This is a genomic window from Dyella sp. (assembly GCF_051962475.1).
Lineage (GTDB): Bacteria > Pseudomonadota > Gammaproteobacteria > Xanthomonadales > Rhodanobacteraceae > Dyella_A.
Map to the genome: position 1 here is coordinate 1 of NZ_JBQCCF010000054.1, position 15,493 is coordinate 15,493.

20 protein-coding genes are annotated in these 15,493 nt (G+C 62.2%); 14 read left to right on the plus strand and 6 right to left on the minus strand.

Annotated elements, in window-relative coordinates:
- Positions 1-309 precede the first annotated feature (309 nt).
- Entirely contained in the window at positions 310-1,317 is a 1,008-nt protein-coding gene (locus ACTHJF_RS12010; protein WP_440267311.1) for an integron integrase, read from the minus strand.
- A 531-nt stretch (positions 1,318-1,848) separates the two neighbouring features.
- Between ACTHJF_RS12010 and ACTHJF_RS12015 the strand changes: the two genes are divergently transcribed.
- From ACTHJF_RS12015 to ACTHJF_RS12030, 4 genes are all read left to right on the plus strand, one after another.
- Entirely contained in the window at positions 1,849-2,190 is a 342-nt protein-coding gene (locus tag ACTHJF_RS12015) for a hypothetical protein (RefSeq protein ID WP_440267312.1), read from the plus strand.
- A gap of 55 nt (positions 2,191-2,245) precedes the next feature.
- Positions 2,246-2,725, plus strand: a complete 480-nt coding sequence (locus tag ACTHJF_RS12020; RefSeq protein WP_440267313.1) for a hypothetical protein — start codon at positions 2,246-2,248, stop codon at positions 2,723-2,725.
- A 388-nt stretch (positions 2,726-3,113) separates the two neighbouring features.
- Complete coding sequence (locus tag ACTHJF_RS12025; RefSeq protein WP_440267314.1) at positions 3,114-3,425, plus strand: hypothetical protein; 312 nt, start codon at positions 3,114-3,116, stop codon at positions 3,423-3,425.
- Positions 3,426-3,508: 83 nt separating this feature from the next.
- Positions 3,509-3,919, plus strand: a complete 411-nt coding sequence (locus ACTHJF_RS12030; RefSeq protein ID WP_440267315.1) for a DUF4259 domain-containing protein — start codon at positions 3,509-3,511, stop codon at positions 3,917-3,919.
- Positions 3,920-4,125: 206 nt separating this feature from the next.
- Here ACTHJF_RS12030 and ACTHJF_RS12035 read toward each other — a convergent pair whose 3' ends face one another.
- Positions 4,126-4,293, minus strand: coding sequence for a hypothetical protein (locus ACTHJF_RS12035; RefSeq protein ID WP_440267316.1), 168 nt, complete (start codon positions 4,291-4,293; stop codon positions 4,126-4,128).
- 794 nt (positions 4,294-5,087) lie between these two features.
- On the opposite strand from ACTHJF_RS12035, the gene ACTHJF_RS12040 reads away from it, so the two are divergent.
- The 10 genes from ACTHJF_RS12040 (at position 5,088) to ACTHJF_RS12085 (ending at position 11,072) form a co-directional block, all read left to right on the plus strand.
- Positions 5,088-5,492, plus strand: coding sequence for a GFA family protein (locus ACTHJF_RS12040; protein ID WP_440267317.1), 405 nt, complete (start codon positions 5,088-5,090; stop codon positions 5,490-5,492).
- Between the two features lie 61 nt (positions 5,493-5,553).
- Positions 5,554-5,946 (plus strand): ribonuclease E inhibitor RraB, encoded by a 393-nt coding sequence (locus ACTHJF_RS12045; protein ID WP_440267318.1) that lies wholly within the window; start codon positions 5,554-5,556, stop codon positions 5,944-5,946.
- Between the two features lie 74 nt (positions 5,947-6,020).
- A complete protein-coding gene (locus ACTHJF_RS12050; RefSeq protein ID WP_440267319.1) occupies positions 6,021-6,479 on the plus strand; it encodes a hypothetical protein in 459 nt (152 codons plus the stop codon).
- Positions 6,480-6,549: 70 nt separating this feature from the next.
- On the plus strand, positions 6,550-7,215 hold the full coding sequence (locus ACTHJF_RS12055; RefSeq protein ID WP_440267320.1) for a HEPN domain-containing protein: 666 nt from the start codon (positions 6,550-6,552) through the stop codon (positions 7,213-7,215).
- Positions 7,196-7,915: a DUF6988 family protein gene (locus ACTHJF_RS12060; protein ID WP_440267321.1), complete on the plus strand. Its 720-nt coding sequence runs from the start codon at positions 7,196-7,198 to the stop codon at positions 7,913-7,915. The genes ACTHJF_RS12055 and ACTHJF_RS12060 overlap by 20 nt, the downstream gene beginning before the upstream one ends.
- A 76-nt stretch (positions 7,916-7,991) precedes the next feature.
- A complete protein-coding gene (locus tag ACTHJF_RS12065; protein ID WP_440267322.1) occupies positions 7,992-8,273 on the plus strand; it encodes a hypothetical protein in 282 nt (93 codons plus the stop codon).
- A gap of 738 nt (positions 8,274-9,011) precedes the next feature.
- Positions 9,012-9,665, plus strand: coding sequence for an XAC0095 family protein (locus ACTHJF_RS12070; RefSeq protein ID WP_440267323.1), 654 nt, complete (start codon positions 9,012-9,014; stop codon positions 9,663-9,665).
- Between the two features lie 213 nt (positions 9,666-9,878).
- Positions 9,879-10,118 (plus strand): hypothetical protein, encoded by a 240-nt coding sequence (locus ACTHJF_RS12075; protein ID WP_440267324.1) that lies wholly within the window; start codon positions 9,879-9,881, stop codon positions 10,116-10,118.
- 122 nt (positions 10,119-10,240) lie between these two features.
- Positions 10,241-10,633 (plus strand): VOC family protein, encoded by a 393-nt coding sequence (locus ACTHJF_RS12080; protein WP_440267325.1) that lies wholly within the window; start codon positions 10,241-10,243, stop codon positions 10,631-10,633.
- A 64-nt stretch (positions 10,634-10,697) separates the two neighbouring features.
- Positions 10,698-11,072, plus strand: a complete 375-nt coding sequence (locus ACTHJF_RS12085; RefSeq protein ID WP_440267326.1) for a DUF4087 domain-containing protein — start codon at positions 10,698-10,700, stop codon at positions 11,070-11,072.
- 189 nt (positions 11,073-11,261) lie between these two features.
- On the opposite strand, the gene ACTHJF_RS12090 is transcribed toward ACTHJF_RS12085, so the two are convergent.
- The 4 genes from ACTHJF_RS12090 to ACTHJF_RS12105 are packed head-to-tail and all read right to left on the minus strand — an operon-like array spanning position 11,262 to position 15,473.
- Positions 11,262-11,756 (minus strand): chemotaxis protein CheW, encoded by a 495-nt coding sequence (locus ACTHJF_RS12090; RefSeq protein ID WP_440267327.1) that lies wholly within the window; start codon positions 11,754-11,756, stop codon positions 11,262-11,264.
- The gene (motD, locus tag ACTHJF_RS12095) at positions 11,753-12,754 is read right to left on the minus strand and encodes a flagellar motor protein MotD (protein WP_440267328.1); all 1,002 of its coding nucleotides are present in this window, start codon (positions 12,752-12,754) and stop codon (positions 11,753-11,755) included. The genes ACTHJF_RS12090 and motD overlap by 4 nt, the downstream gene beginning before the upstream one ends.
- Entirely contained in the window at positions 12,751-13,491 is a 741-nt protein-coding gene (locus tag ACTHJF_RS12100; protein ID WP_440262680.1) for a flagellar motor protein, read from the minus strand. The genes motD and ACTHJF_RS12100 overlap by 4 nt, the downstream gene beginning before the upstream one ends.
- Positions 13,491-15,473: a chemotaxis protein CheA gene (locus tag ACTHJF_RS12105; RefSeq protein WP_440267329.1), complete on the minus strand. Its 1,983-nt coding sequence runs from the start codon at positions 15,471-15,473 to the stop codon at positions 13,491-13,493. The genes ACTHJF_RS12100 and ACTHJF_RS12105 overlap by 1 nt, the downstream gene beginning before the upstream one ends.
- Positions 15,474-15,493 lie beyond the last annotated feature (20 nt).

A 15,493-nucleotide genomic window follows, 5' to 3' on the forward strand; every position in this document is an offset into this window, starting at 1 on the left:
CCAGCGGGCTCCTACAAAAAGCCTCAAAGACTGCGGCCAGCCCCTCGCGCCACCTCACTCCTTATGTAGGAGCCCGCTCGCGGGCGATGCTCCTACTCTGATGCCACATCAAAACCAAAAGCATCGCCCGCCAGCGGGCTCCTACAAAAACCTCAAAGAATGCGGCCAGCCCCTCGCGCCACCTCGCTCCTTATGTAGGAGCCCGCTGGCGGGCGATGCCTTTCCGCTCTGGTACCCCATCAAAGCCAAAACCATCGCCCGCCAGCGGGCTCCTACCTCAGCGCATCCGAATACCCAATCACACCCACCTCACCGATCCAACGGACTCACCACCCCCATCCCACCGCGATTGAGCACATGCGTATAGATCTGCGTGGTCGCCACATCCTTGTGGCCCAGCAGCTCTTGCACAGTGCGAATGTCCTGCCCCGCTTCGAGCAGGTGCGTGGCGAAGGAATGTCTCAGGGTGTGCGCGCTGACCGGCTTCACTATGCCCGCCTCACGCACGCCGCGCTTGAGCGACCGCGACAGTATCCGCGCATCGAAATGATGCCGGCGCTCCTCCCCGTCTCGCGGATCCAGAGATCGCTTCGTGGAAGGAAACACGTACTGCCAGCCAAGCTCGCTTGCCGCGTTTGGATACTTGCGGGCCAAGGCAAACGGCAGCCATACCCTGCCAAAACCGGCCTCCAGATCAGCCGCGTGCAGGGCAGCCGCCCGCTCGATCTCCCGACGCATCGGCTCGGCCAGGACGCGCGGCAACATCGTGTGGCGATCCTTGCCGCCCTTGCCGTCGCGCACGATGATGTCGCCGCGGTCAAAATCAACATCCTTCACACGCAGGCGTAATGCCTCCATCAGCCGCATGCCCGTGCCGTAAAGCAACGACGCCAGCAACCACGGCCGCCCATCCATGCATGCCAACGCCCGCGTGACCTCGTCCCGCGACAACACCGTGGGCACCCGCGAAGGACGCTTTGCCCGGATGATCCCGTCCAGCCAGGGCAGTTCGACCCCCAGCACATCCCGATACAGAAACAACAACGCGGAAAGCGCCTGATTCTGCGTGCTCGCCGCAACCTGCCCCTGCACGGCCAGCCCAGACAGGAACTGCTCGATCTCCCCGGCCCCCATGTCCCGCGGATGCCGCTTGCCATGGAAATGCACAAATCGCCGGACCCAGCCGACATACACCGCCTCCGTGCGAAGGCTGTAATGCTTCAAACGCAGCACGCGCCGCGCCTCATCCAGCAGCCGCGGCGCCGGGGTCCCACCGACCATACGGTTTATTTCGCCATTCTTGGACGAATAAGACATAGCGAGCCACTTCGTGATCTATGCAAACCCCATCATCCGTATGCGGCGAGCGCGACACATCCGCCAACCGCCTGATGGTATGTAGGAATTTCGCCCTTGACGAAGGCACCCGGCGCACCGCAGGCTCCGCGCATATGCCCCTAAGTGGGGTCTACTAAGCGTTAGGCCCCAGCGAATGATGGCTTTTCAAGACACCCTGCTCTCTACAGCTCGTCAGTATTGGTCTTACTTTCTCCCGGCATGGGTGTTTCCGGTAGCGCTTGCGTTCTTCTCTAACTCCCCGGCTCTCTCGGGGTGGCTCTATCCTCCGGTCGTCCTGGCGCTATTTTTCTTGGTCTTCGCCCGTGCGGCACTTCCTTGGATGCGGCAAAAAATTAGGTACTGGCACGCGGTTTTTTGGAGCATGCTCACTCCGTTCTTGCTCTGGTTCGTTGCTGTAGTCGCGTCGCTGGCCCTGCTTCCTCATAAGGCCTAACATTTCGTTCAAGGCGGACGGCTTCGCCGCCGCTTAACTCCAGCGTTAGGTCGCAGATGACCCACTTTCGCGCATTTGAAGTTGAAGCACTTCGGCTTCTTGGCACTGCAACACTCGGCGACGCTGTAGTGGAAGCCGTCTGCCGTGACGCCGAGTTCGTTAGCTACAACCATTCTGGCGCTGGGTACTTCCTAGCCGTTCGCCATCATTTGTTGCCCAAGGCACGCACGGTTCTTAGCCATCCGATGGTTCTTGGCCAGGTGGGAGAAGTAGTTGGTAGCTATCTCGCATTCGTTCAAGACAATGAGCTCATGCTTGAGTACGCTGGCACAACCGATGTTCCAGAAAACGTCCGAGATCTTCCTGTCCAGGTTGTAGCGCAAAGCACTGCAACCTAACCACTCATCCAAGCGGACGGCTGCGCCGCCGCTTAATTCCAGCGTTAGGCCTCATATGGAAGTTCCCGCGCGCTCAAACGCCTCAATGTTTCTCGCTCACACGGTCGAGCCTACAGTTGCGGAGTTCGAGAAGGAGCCGTACGACATCCGCCGCGGCAGGCTCGCTGCAATTGTCCTGTATCACATGGCAGACCATTTCGCGCTCGACGGTTTCGCGAGCCGCGAGCGTAAGCTCATGGACCAAGAGATCGCGAATGTGCGTACGGGCGTACAAGCCAAGTGTCCAGATTTCGCAATAATCCGAGACGTGGCAGATGCGTCTAAGCATGCGAAGTTGGCTTCCTCAAAAATGGCTCCGCGCCAGCTCTCATCGGCAGAGCAATTGTCGGCCACCCCAGGAGTCTTTCAAGCACCGTTCGGCCAAGGCGTGTTCGCCGAGGCAGCGGAGGTTATCGTCACGTTGGATGACGGCACCACACTCGCTTTGCTGCCAGCCGTCCGCACAGTCCTCGCTACATGGAGGTCAATGCTGTGACCCGTCGCGCTAAGATGAGGCCTAACCACTCGTCCAAGCAGACACGCGTACCGCGCGCCGCTTAACTCAAGCGTTAGGCTTCATATGCGCAACTCGCTCCGCAAGCCGCAGGCCATATACAAAATCACGACGACTCTGTGGTTCATTGGCATGTTGGTTCACTGTGTATGGCGCACTTATGCAGCCCTTTCTGGCCCACCCAGCTTCGACCTTTACGCAAACCACGTATCCTTTCAGCTCGTCATGTTTCTTATGTTCTGGGCGCCTGCATGGCTCATCGGGTTGCTCGTAATTCTCGTCGGCGAGTGCGTACTCTTCGGGCGCAAGCCTAACCATTCGTTCGAGGCGGACGGCTCCGCCGCCGTTCAACTCAAGCGTTAGGCGTGTGATGACGAAACATCTCTTCGTTGGTGGGCTGGTAGCTGCTGGCTTCGACCCAACCGGTAAGTTTCTGCTCACTGTCTCGCATGCAGGCCGCGGGGTCTTCACTGTGGGCAGTTGGGAGCGTGTCGCCCGTGATTCAGAGCTGGCTTACCCGGAGGGTGGCATGGCGGTTGGCATCGGCCCCATTGAAGGTATCCGCGTACCTGTAACGGAAATGGCCTACCCGGCAAACAACCTTCACTTCGCCAGCCCGGATGGCCGTTACAACTTCGCCTACGAGTCTGGCACCATCACAATCACGGGCGCCGGTGCCTAACAGTTCGTCCAAGCGGACGCGCGTACCGCGCGCCGCTTAACTCCAGCGTTAGGCGCCAATCCAAAATTCAAGGAGATTCCAACGTGGGAGCTTGGTCACACGAACCCTTCGGCAATGACACTGCTTGCGATTGGGCATATGGCCTTGATGAGCAGCGCGACTTTTCCCTTGTTGCCAAAGCGATCCAAGCCGTTCTCGACAATGGGCCCGATTACCTTGACTCGGATTTAGCCAGCGAGGCCATCGCCGCTGCTGAGGTTCTGGCCAAAGCACTCGGGCGCGGTACGCAGGCAGACAGCTACACCGAAGAAGTAGATGCTTGGGTTAGATCCATCGGCTCCAAACCATCCCAGGACCTGCTCTCCAAGGCTAATGGAGCGCTTGCTCGCATCATGGGCCCGGACTCGGAGCTCAGGGAGCTGTGGGAGGAGAGTGATGACTTCGGCAGCTGGGAGTCATCTATCAAGGCGTTGCAGTCCGCTGTTGACGCCTAACAATTCATTCAAGCCGAAGCCGCTTCGCGGCTCGGCTCAATTCTGGCGTTAGGGGTCGCGTGAAAGTAATCGGTCTACTTGTGGTCTTTACGCTGGCCCTGAGCGGGTGCACTCAGTCAATCCACTTTGCTCTTCCGAGTGGCCCGCTCAGTCTGTCGGTCACGGTAAACGGCGTGCAAACCAAGCGGTGCGCTATCAGTCAAGACTCAGAGCAGTACAAAGCCCTTTCCGCTTGGCTCAGGGCGCATGAAGATGGCTGGCAAAGCAGCGTCGCCACATACGTGCCCGGCGTCGCAGTCACGGGCGATGGCTTCAATCTCAACTTCCTGCACTCGGCTGCCATACTCAACCATGCGGGCAACCAGTTCACTCATCAGGTGTTGCCAAGCGAGTACGCGTTTCTTGTCTGCGCCGGCAACCCCTAACTATTCGTTCAAGGCGGACGGCTTCGCCGCCGCTTAACTCAAGCGTTAGAGGGCATGGGTGGCATGAAGCGGATCCCACAAGAAAGCGTAGATGCGGCGTTGCAAGTTCTCTCCGCGCTTGAGCCCTCACCACTCGCTTTGTATTGGGAGTATCAAGATGGCGGCGCTACTGTGCTATTTGTAGTGACTGTTGCATCTCAACCAGAGTCGGTGGAGCAGGGTTACTTCAATCAACTCGTCCCATCTCTCTGTGGCCTCATCCCTGACACTGGGCAAGTGCCATGGATGGTGGTCTTTCAAGATCAAGTAGGCAAAACCATCACAGCTTGCTGTTCGCATGATCTGCAAGCTGCCCCCTAACCACTCTTCCAAGCGGACGCGCGTACCGCGCGCCGCTTAACTCCAGCGTTAGAACTCACCATGCTTCGACGGCTCGCAGAAAAAATTCCGGCGCACCTCCCAAAGGCGTTCGTCATTGGGCTGGCTTGCTGGGGCGTGGCTGCAATACTCATGGGCGCTGCCTTTGCGTGTGTAAGACTTGGCTGGCACACCGCCTACATGGTGGTCTTCGCAGCCATCTTCATCTCCATTCTCGGCTTCATGGGCAGCGTCGCTTGGTTCTTGGTGGAGCAAACCTCAGGTCGCGTAACTAAGTGGCGCGGCTAAGTTCTAACAACTCGTTCAAGGCGGACGGCTTCGCCGCCGCTTAACTCCAGCGTTAGACCTCATAGGAGAGAACTTCGGTGCTCAAGGAAGTCGGTGGAGTCCAGATACAACCCAAGCACAAAGCGTCGTGTCATTGTGGCTCGGTCGTACTGGAGTTGAGCCTTCCTGACGGCGTCGTAAATCCGCGCCGCTGCGATTGCTCCATGTGCCGGCGCAGAGGCGCAATTATTGCCTCTGTACCTTTGAGCGGCATCCGTATTCTGCAAGGCATCGAGCATCTAAAGCTCTACCAATTCAACACCTTCACAGCCAAGCACTACTTCTGCTCAAACTGCGGCATCTATACGCATCATCAGCGCCGTTCCAACCCCAGCGAGTATGGTTACAACGTCGGCTGTCTTGAGGGCGTCAATCCTTTTGCCATCCCTAATGTCCCCACCAATGATGGCATCAACCATCCGGCGGATCGGCATGAGGTCTAACAATTCATTCAAGCCGAAGCCGCTTCGCGGCTCGGCTTAATTCAGGCGTTAGGCACTGAACATGAAACTCTTTGCATTGATCGTCGTTGCTCTGCTTCTGGTCGTGACTTTTCGTTCCTTTGGCCAACAAGCATCCGCTCCGCCGGCGAACGACGACGCTGTCATTGAGCAGTTACGCCTTGCTGGCTCTGACCTCTCTAAGCCACATCCGATCGACTTCTATCTCTACGCACCAACCCAAGATTCTGCAGAGCGCATCGCCCGCGTCCTCTCCAACAAGGGTTTCGAGGTCAAAGTCGAACAGGCCGCTACTGGCACGGATTGGCTTGCGCTAGCCACCAAAGAGGTCATCCCAACTTCAGCGGCACTTGCCGACCTTCGCCGTGATCTTACGGCGCTCGCCCTGCGCGAGCATGGCGACTACGATGGCTGGGAGGCTCCAGTCGTCAAGTGACGGCGGTAATTGCCTAACATCTCGTTCAAGGCGGACGCGCTGACGCGCGCCGCTTAACTCAAGCGTTAGAACCCATGAAAATTTCCTTCGTAATTGCACTGCTCTTATTGCTGCCTGCCAATCTTCTCGCAAGTGAAGCTCCGGGCAACATGACGCAATTCAACGTCAAGTGTCCTGCCGCGCTGCTGCTGCCGAAGTTGGATGCTGCCTATCACGAATGTGGCCATGAGCTAACAGGCAAGAACTGCGACACTTTCGTATCACTCTTCAAACAGTTGCTTCCCGAGTACGACTGCCAACGCAGCTTCGATCACTCTGCAGAGAAAGACTACATTGTTCCTGCAGTCTGGCTCGCGGGCGCCGCCCATGAGGACTATGTGCATCTACTCAGCACGCTCAAGCAGCACAACGCTCGCTGCTTGTTCGGGAGCGCGAAATTTCGTGCCACACTCGATGGCGCCCTAGCAGAGGACTATTCCGATGCATCAAAAAGAGCTGAGCGCAGGCTCAAGGACACTTGCAGCGGGCTCTAACATCTCGTTCAAGGCGGACGGCTACGCCGCCGCTTAACTCAAGCGTTAGCCATCAGGGGGAGTTAACGGTATGCCAAGCAAAGCACGAGTTGCGTTCGACAAGAACTTGGAGGACGTAGCAAACCTGCTTGCGCTCCACGCTGCGGCTGGCGGGGCTGGACCAGGACGACGTCACGGTCTGGAAGTTCTAAATAAGTCAGCCATTGTCCTGCTGACTTCTTTCTGGGAGGCCTACTGTGAGGACATTGCAGGGGAAGGTCTTGAGTGTATTGTCGCAAATGCCACGAGTGCGGACGCACTGCCAAAAGAGATCAAGAAGATCATTGCCAAAAAGCTAAAGTCAGATGTGGATGAGCTGGCTCTTTGGTCCATCTCGGATGACAAGTGGCGTCAAGTTCTACGCGATCACATGGCCGCGCTCAAGGAAGCCAGAGACAGAAAGCTTAATACTCCAAAATGGCAGAATATTGATAGTCTGTTTGAGTCAGCAATTGGACTCTCAAGTGTTTCGTCAAAGTGGAACTGGGCCAAAAAGCTACCCGCAGATAAGGCAAGAGCAAAACTCGATAAATTTGTTGAATTGCGCGGCGAAATTGCTCATCGAGGCAAGGCCAAAACATCCGTATCAAAAGCACAAGTGGAAGACTTTCTTGGGTTTGTGAAGAGCGCTGCGGCCAAGACGGGTGGCGCGGTCAACGCTCACGTATTTAAAGTCTGTGGCATCAAGCTGTATTGATGGCGAGCAGTTCATTCAGGTCGACACCGTTTCGCGGCGCTGCTCAACTCAAGCGTTAGCCGTAACAGGGAAACTGATGGCGTTATCGAATATTTACGACGACACCGATGCATTGGCTGGCAAATTGCTTACTGTCGTCGCGGTGCCTGTGTACGACACCTCACCACGTATTGGCATAAGTGATGTTGCGTGCTCGCTTGCGCTGGAGCACTGGCAATCGGTTCGCGCTCTTTTGCGTCAAGGGCTCTTGCCTTCTGCGGTCGTAGTGCATCGCGCTCAATTCGAGGCCACAGTCCGTGCCATCTGGTTACTCTACGCCGCGTCCGATGCCTGCGTAGCAAAACTTGGCATTGCGCTGTCCCAAGAGTCGGAGCAAGCCGCAAAGAACATACCGCAAACCAATGCAATGATGGAGCAGCTTGCAACGAAGGCGCCGCCGCAGGCTCATGATGCTCTTGCACGGTTCAAAGAAAACTCGTGGAAGGCCTTGAACTCATACGCACATGCCGGCATCCACCCAATCCGCCGGCACGGCGAGGGCTATCCAAGTGTTCTCCTTGAGGGTGTCCTCAGAAACGCCAATGGCTTGGCGGTGGTAGCCTGCATGCAAGCTACGGTTCTATCCGGTCAACAGTCGTTGCAGGCCAAGTTACTGGCCGTTGTTGAGGAGTACCCGGCATGCATGCCGCCACGAATGTAACGGCCACCAGTTCAGTTAACCGGACGTCAAAACCGCTAAGCGGTTTCGTCGTCGGCTACTTCGGGCGTTAGTACTTATGGCCAGTCTTTCGGTCAGCCAATGGAAAGCAGGCCACATCGGCTCAACAGGCTGGCGCGAGCATGCCCGTAAGGAGCTCGCGAGGCGTCTGCGTCAAGCGCTGCAGGTCTCTCCTTCGGATCTCAAGCGCATACTGCGCAATGTTCGCTTGCACCAAGAAATTGTCTTAAACAATGTCTCCGATGAGCATCTGGAGGGCGTCAGGCAAATGCTCCAGGAGCTAGGTGGCGAAGTAGTCATCACCTCGTTCGAGCGTCCGGGTGCGTGGCGGCGCACCTAACCAGTCATCCAAGCGGACGGCTACGCCGCCGCTCAACTCAAGCGTTAGGGGACTAATGAAAGCGTCAACACAAAACAATTCAGCGTGTCGTTGGATCTGGCTACTCCTTGCGATCGGTGTAGCGCTCTTCTTCGCTGTACGTGGACTTCATGCGCACCGAGGCGCGGATTTCCTGTCAGCGATTGGGTTCTACATCCTCGGTCTGTTCGCTTTCAAGCATCCCGTACGCTTCCGATCGCCGTTTCTTTCTCAGCTCGTACCGATACAGCCCGGCACAGGCAAACATGAGATTTTGGGAGTGGTCGGCTGCGTGCTACTGGTGGCCGCCACCCTCTGGCGGTATGCCCTTTGAAAAATTCTTCGCGGCGGGCGGCTACGTCACTCAGCCCCAGCGTTAGGCACATAAGACCATCGCCTCTCGCTCGCTTTAAAAAATCACATCCATAGCCTTTCACCGCGGACTTGCCCGCTCACCTTGACTCCCCTCCACCGCAGTAGCAGACTCGATTGCAAGGAGCGTAGAAACTCCTCTAACAGCGGTACCCACCTCCGTCAAACCGGTGGGTTTTTTGTGCCCGTGCATTTGCAGGCACAGACCGACGTGATGCTTGCGTCGGGAGGGCGGCTAATACAAAACCCGCAAGGGGAATACGCCCGCCGACTGTTAGCGGTTTCTAACCTCCCGACTTCCCGTCGCCATCCCGGCGTGCGGGTACTTCATGGAGTGAGGAGGCGAGCATGTCGACGATCGATACGAACGATTCGCAAGCGACGGGCGAGGCATTGTCCACGGAAAGCCTGCAGCGGCTGGCAAAGCTGCGCCTGGATGTGGCGCTGTTGGCCCGCCTGGCACAAACGCACTGGACGGATACGCTGCTGGAAGACACCACAGGCATGCGCCTGGGCGAAATGGCGCGCACCCTGGCATGGCTGGAAGCGCGGATTGGAGCGTTTCTGGATAACCCGACCATGGCGGCAGAAGGTCCCGAACGGGCCAGTGAGCCCCATGCCGCACCGGAAGCTACGGGCCCCGATGTGGCCGAGCCGGCAATGGACGAGGAGCCTGCGCGCTACATGTCCGGCATCACGCTGGACCAGATCGACGCGATTCACGCCCTGGTCGACAGCCTGCGCGCCCATGGCGATGTGGTGAATTGCTCCAGCCAGGCGGAGTTCGCGGACGCCACGCTGGCGATGATGGGCGACGCGATCTACCGCGACGCCGGCAGTTTGCGTGATCTGATGGATGCGATCGAAGCGCAGCGACTGCGTGCACCGCAGGAGGCCGGCCCCGGCGTGGGTGAGGCAGCCGCCCGTTATCTCGTCGCATCCATCGCTCCACCTGCCCGAGGCGTGCCGATCACCCTGCGCGAGCATCCGACGTACCAGTAAGGGGCGAGGGCGCGGAGCACCGACTTTTGTTCGGCTCCGCGCCCTTCCATCCTCCGTTGCAGCATTGTCGAGCGAGCGGTGGGTTGTGGTGGGCCAAAGCGAATACGATGGCGCTCCGGGGCTACCCTGCGATGCCCGAGCGCGTACCGCAAGCCGCCCCGGACACACGCAAAGAGCGCTCGCCACGTTCACCCCAACGCACCGGCACGGATCATGGACGTTACGCGTTATCTCAAAGTTGCCCTCTGCCTGCTCGGTGCCGCTGGATCAGGTGCCCTGGCGGTGCTTGGCCTGGTACATCACTCGATGCCCGGGCTGTCGCGCGCGGCGGTGGTGGTCGGAGATACCTATAGCCAGTCGGACCAGTCGTCGCAGTTCTGGTTTCTGGCCCTGCTTTGGTCGTCGGTTTGCGCTCTGTGCCTGTGGCTGGCTTGGCGGACCTTCCGCACATAAAGGTTCACACATAGGCACGCACTGGCATCCGCCATCCGGTAGGCGGTTGGGCTGCCTCGCCTCTTCATTTACCGTGGTATCGAGCAACAACGCCGACGCCCACATCAACCAAAGGAAACGCTGTGACCACATTGCATGACGCAGGTGTCGTGATCTATGCCAAAGACCTTGGCCGGGCCAGCCGCTTTTACGAGCAGGTGGGGGGCTTGCGCGTCACGCATGCGGAGGATGACCACGTGGTGCTGGAGGGGGGAGCGTTCCAGCTGGTGCTGGTTGCGGTGCCTGAGCGGCTGGCCGCGTCGATCGAGCTCACCGATCCGCCGCGCGTGCGCGAGGACACCGCGATCAAGCTGGTGTTGGTGGTGGCGGACCTGGCGGCTGCACGCGATGTGGCCCCGGCGCTCGGCGGCCAGTTGCTGCCGCCGGCGCGCGAGTGGCGTTTTCAGGGGATGCGCGTGTGCGATGGCCACGACCCGGAAGGCAATGTGGTGCAGTTGCGTGAGCGCATGCGCTGAGCGCTGGCAGTATCTCGATCGACGACGGGCGGCCGACCGGCACGTTCTTTCAGGGGAAAGTGGCATGAGGATCACCGCGGCGTTTGTACTGGTTGGCAGCCTCTGCGTGCTCGCATCGGCCAGCGCCGCAGGACGTGCCGGGCGCACGCAGACCTTGTGCGGCTGGTTCGACAATCCCACGCCGGGCAACGCGTGGCTGCACGATCGCAGCGGTGAGTGGACGATCGGCATCCAGGGCGGACACCAGGCCGACGGTCCGTGGCCCGAGTTCTCTCCGTCGCAGTGGGTGGCGATCAATCGCAGCTACGGATACGGCTGCGCCTGCATCACCGGCGTGGTGAATGGCGAGACGCGCGAGGTGATCCGCATCGATGCGGCACGGGCCAAACGGCTCAGCACCTGCAGGAAGGACCGCGCACTCAAGGAACCGGCGGACTGACGTTCTCCCGGCGCCTCGCCCTGGGCTCAGGCATCCAGCTGGTGGAGCGACGCGCCTTCCGCACCATCGCGCATCTCCCCACGGCGAGGAATCATCCCGCCATGGGCATCGCGCGCGCGATGGGTAACCCGTCCAGCCACGTACCACTCCGCCGGGCCGACGAGGTGCGGTCGCGGTGAACCGCGACGCTCAGCTCTCGCCGGAGAGGCGACAGAGACGGCCGATATCGAGAAGTGCTACGAACCCCTGCGCCGCGGGTACCACGCCACTCACCGGCTCGTCGTTGCGCGCGGCACGGCCCGCCGGGGGCGGCTCGATGGCTTGTGCGGTGGGGTGAATGAGGTCGCCGATGGCGTCCACGCGCAGGCCGATGAGCTGGCCGTCGGCGTGCAGCACCACCACGCGCACGTTGGCGGGGTCGGGTGCCGGCTGTTCGGGCAGGCCGAGGCGACGGCGTCCGTCCATCACCGGCACGACCTGGCCGCGCAGGTGGCGGATGCCGAGCAGGTCGTGCGCGGCACCGGGCACGGGCGTGATGTCGCTGTCGCGCAGCACCTCACCCACCTGGGCAAGCGGCGCGGCGTAGTGCTGCCCGGCCAATTGGAACGACAGCCACGACTGCGCCGTGGCCTCCGTCACCGGGGCATGCGAACGAGGGCGGGAAAGGCTGGCGACGTCGCTCATGGGGCGGACTCGGCGGGTGCGGAGGGACGGTCGGATGGCGCTGCGTCGCCGCGCACGGTGGCGGGTGCGTCCAGCGGTGCCGGTAGCGCCGGGGCGGCAACGGCGAGCGTGGCGGCCGCAGTGGTCGCCCCGGCGTTCTGCACGGTCATCACCGGGGGCGTAGCCGGCGCGGTGGCCTCCGCGGTGGCCCGCTTGCCGGCGTCCATGGTGAAGCGGCTGGGGCCGTCGCGATCGCTCAGCACCACCACCAACACGCGACGGTTACGGTTGCGGCCGTCTTCGGTGGCGTTGTCGGCGATGGGGCGCACCTCGCCCCAGCCCATGATGCCGAGCCGGCCCGGGGTGACGCCATGGTCGGAGAACAGCCGCGCGACGCTGGCCGCGCGCGCGGCCGACAGCTCCCAGTTGGACGGATAGACGGCTGTGTTGATCGGCTTATTGTCGGTGTAGCCCTCGATCCTGAGCGGATTGGGAAACGGCGCCAGGATGCCGGCCAGACTGCCGAGCACGCTCTGCGCCTGCGGCGCGATGCGCGCCACGCCGCTGGGAAACAGGATGTCGGTGCGGATCTCGATCTCCAGCCAGCTCGGCGTGCGACGGATCACCACCAGCTTCTTGTCGATCAGCGGCTGCAGCGCCTGCTCCACGCTGCGCTGGATGGCGCTGAGGTTCTGCTGCTCCTTGGTGGGCGCTGGCTGGGCAGCCGATCCGGGCAGGCTGATCGGGGTCAGCGCCGAACCGCGGCCGTTGGCCTGCGGGTCGACCACCGGGGCGGCGCTGGCCGGTGCGTTGGGCGCCATGTCCGATGGCGCGATCACCCGGCTGGAGCCGTGGAAGGCCTCCATCATCGACTGCGACAGCACGCGGTACTTGCCCTCGTTCACCGCCGACATGGCGTACATCACCACGAAGAACGCCAGCAGCAGGGTGATCAGATCGCCGTACGGAATGGCCCAGCGCTCGTGGTTCACGTGCTCTTCGTGGCGCTTGCGCCTCATGGCAAGAAGCCCTGCAGCTTGCTCTCGATCTGCCGTGGGTTGTCGCCCTGGGCGATCGACACGAGACCCTCGATGAGGATCTCGCGCATCTCGGTCTGCTTGTGGATCAGCCCTTTCAGTCGCGCGGCGATCGGCAGCATCAGCAGGTTGGCCAGGCCGATGCCGTAGATGGTGGCGACGAACGCCGCGGCGATGCCGTGCCCGAGCTTGCTGGGGTCGGCCAGGTTCTGCATCACCGCCATCAGGCCCATCACGGCGCCGATGATGCCCATGGTGGGCGAATAGGTGCCGGCGTTCTCGAACACCTTGGCCGCATCGATGTCGCTCTGCTCGCGCGTGCCCAGCTCCACCTCGAGCACGCTGCGGATGGCCTCCGGCTCGCCGCCGTCGATAAGCAGCTGCAGGCCCTTGCGCGCGAACGGATCGCGCATGCTCTCCAATTGCGGCTCCAGGCCGAGCAGGCCCTGGCGGCGCGAGATCTCGCTCCAGCCGATGATCTGCTTGATGAGATTCTGCGGGTAATGCAGCGGCGGCTTGTAGACCAGCGGCAGCAATTGCCCGGCGCGCTTGAGCACCCGGCCGGGCGTCTGCACCATCAGCGCGGCGAAGGTGCCGACGAACACGATGAGGAACGCGGCGGGGTTCCACAGCGATTCCAGGCTGGAGCCCTTGAGCACGGTGCCGATCGCGATGACCGCGAAGGCCAGCACCGTACCGATGAGGCTGACCAGATCCATCAGGCGCTCATCCGCAGGGCGGGCAGCAACTCACCGCTGTCGTCGGCCAGGCCGGCCAGATCCAGCACCAGCGCCAGCCGCCCGTCACCGGTGACGGTAGCGCCGGCCACGCCGGTGGTGCCGGCGAACAGGTGGCCGAGCGGCTTGACCATGACGTCCTCGCGGCCGAGCACCTCGTGCACCAGGCAGCCCAGGCGCAGGTGGCCGATGTGCAGCACCACCACGTGGCGCGCTGCGCCGTCGGCCACGCCGGCCCAGCCGGCCAGGTCGCCCAGCACCAGCGCGCGGCCACGGTGGGCGGCGACCATGCGCCCGTCGAGCAGGCTGTCCTGCCCCGGGCGCAGCTCGAACACTTCGTCGACGTTGCTCAGCGGCAGCGCCAGCAGGCGATCGCCCACGCGCACCATCAGCACGCGCAGGATCGCCAGCGTCAGCGGCACGGTGAGTTCCAGCGTGCTGCCGTGGCCCAGCCGCGACTGCACGCGCAGGGTGCCGCCCAGCTCGGTGATGCGGGTTTTCACCACATCCATGCCGACGCCGCGGCCGGAGATGTCCGACACCGTGGCGGCGGTGCTGAAGCCGGCGCGGAAGATCAGCTCGTAGCATTCGTTCTCGGTGAGGCGCGCGGCCTGGGCCTCGTCGATTACGCCCTTCTCCACCGCCTTGCGCCGGAGCACCTCGGAATTCATGCCGCGGCCGTCGTCGCTCACCGTGATGACGATGCGCTCGCCGCGCTGGCTCGCCGCCAGGCGCACCGTGCCGCGGCGCGACTTGCCCGCGCGCTCGCGATCCTCCGGCCCTTCCAGGCCGTGGTCGAGTGCGTTGCGGATGAGGTGCACCATGGGATCGGCCAGCGCCTCGACTAGACTGCGGTCCAGATCGGTGCCTTCGCCTTCGGTGACCAGATCCACGTCTTTGCCGAGCTGGCGCGCGAGGTCGCGCACGATGCGCGGGAAGCGCTGGAACAGGCGGCCTACCGGCTGCATGCGCATGCCCAGCACGGCGTTCTGCAGATCGTCGGCGACGCGGTTGAGCTCATCCACGGTGGACGACAGGCTGCTGTCGCCGTTGCGTGCGGCCAGCGTGAGCAGGCGGTTGCGCAGCAGCAGTAGTTCGCCGGCCTGGTTGACCAGCGTATCCAGGCGCGCGGTATCGACGCGCACGGTGGCCTCCGCCGGTGCCGCGGCAGCGCGGGCCGGCGCAGGCGTGGGCGCGGTGGCCGGCGCAGGCGCGGCAACTGGCGCCGGTGCGGACGCCGCCGCCTGACCGGGCGTACCGCCCTTGCCATGCAGGTTGTCCAGCAGGGCCTCGAATTCGTCGTCGTCGATGGCACCGCCGGCCGGGGCCGGGGCCGCGACCACCGGCGCGGGCGCGCCGCCGCCGTGCAGCTGGTCGAGCAGCGCCTCGAACTCGTCATCGTCGATGGTGTTGGATATCGGCGCGGCCGCGACAACAGGCGCGGGCTCTACCGTGCCGGGTGCGGCGCTGCCATAGAGCGAATCGAGCAAGGCCTCGAACTCGCTGTCGTCGATGGCGCCACCGGCCGGCGCAGTGGCCGGCCGCGGGACCGCGACCGGGGCCGGTGCGGGCGGCGCACCCTTCTTCGGCGGCGTGAGGCGCACCAGCAGCGCCGGCGGCGGCATCGCCATAGCGTCGTTGGCGGCCAGTGCGGCCATCATCGACTGCAGCAGGTCGAGCGCTTCGAGCAGCGCGTCCATGCGCGCCGCGTCGATCAGCAGGCTGCCGTTGCGCGCTTCGTTGAGCAGGTCTTCGGCGTGATGGCACAGCTGCACCATCGGCTCGACGTTGAGGAAGCCAGCGCCGCCCTTCACGGTGTGGAAGGCGCGGAACACAGCGTTGAGCAGCTCGGCGTCTTGCGGTGTGGCTTCCAGGCCCACCAGCTGCTCGCCCAGGCGCTCGACCAGCTCGCCGGCCTCGACCAGGAAATCGTCGCGCAGCTCGGCGTCGAAGGAGGGATCCATCTAGCGGCTCCCGGCGGCAG

Coding starts and splice junctions, on each gene's coding strand:
- ACTHJF_RS12010 (WP_440267311.1), bottom strand. CDS start 1,317: ATGTCTTATTCGTCCAAGAATGGCGAAATAAACCGTATGGTCGGTGGG.
- ACTHJF_RS12015 (WP_440267312.1), top strand. CDS start 1,849: ATGACCCACTTTCGCGCATTTGAAGTTGAAGCACTTCGGCTTCTTGGC.
- ACTHJF_RS12020 (WP_440267313.1), top strand. CDS start 2,246: ATGGAAGTTCCCGCGCGCTCAAACGCCTCAATGTTTCTCGCTCACACG.
- ACTHJF_RS12025 (WP_440267314.1), top strand. CDS start 3,114: ATGACGAAACATCTCTTCGTTGGTGGGCTGGTAGCTGCTGGCTTCGAC.
- ACTHJF_RS12035 (WP_440267316.1), bottom strand. CDS start 4,293: ATGAGTGAACTGGTTGCCCGCATGGTTGAGTATGGCAGCCGAGTGCAG.
- ACTHJF_RS12045 (WP_440267318.1), top strand. CDS start 5,554: ATGAAACTCTTTGCATTGATCGTCGTTGCTCTGCTTCTGGTCGTGACT.
- ACTHJF_RS12050 (WP_440267319.1), top strand. CDS start 6,021: ATGAAAATTTCCTTCGTAATTGCACTGCTCTTATTGCTGCCTGCCAAT.
- ACTHJF_RS12055 (WP_440267320.1), top strand. CDS start 6,550: ATGCCAAGCAAAGCACGAGTTGCGTTCGACAAGAACTTGGAGGACGTA.
- ACTHJF_RS12065 (WP_440267322.1), top strand. CDS start 7,992: ATGGCCAGTCTTTCGGTCAGCCAATGGAAAGCAGGCCACATCGGCTCA.
- ACTHJF_RS12070 (WP_440267323.1), top strand. CDS start 9,012: ATGTCGACGATCGATACGAACGATTCGCAAGCGACGGGCGAGGCATTG.
- ACTHJF_RS12075 (WP_440267324.1), top strand. CDS start 9,879: ATGGACGTTACGCGTTATCTCAAAGTTGCCCTCTGCCTGCTCGGTGCC.
- ACTHJF_RS12085 (WP_440267326.1), top strand. CDS start 10,698: ATGAGGATCACCGCGGCGTTTGTACTGGTTGGCAGCCTCTGCGTGCTC.
- ACTHJF_RS12090 (WP_440267327.1), bottom strand. CDS start 11,756: ATGAGCGACGTCGCCAGCCTTTCCCGCCCTCGTTCGCATGCCCCGGTG.
- motD (WP_440267328.1), bottom strand. CDS start 12,754: ATGAGGCGCAAGCGCCACGAAGAGCACGTGAACCACGAGCGCTGGGCC.
- ACTHJF_RS12100 (WP_440262680.1), bottom strand. CDS start 13,491: ATGGATCTGGTCAGCCTCATCGGTACGGTGCTGGCCTTCGCGGTCATC.
- ACTHJF_RS12105 (WP_440267329.1), bottom strand. CDS start 15,473: ATGGATCCCTCCTTCGACGCCGAGCTGCGCGACGATTTCCTGGTCGAG.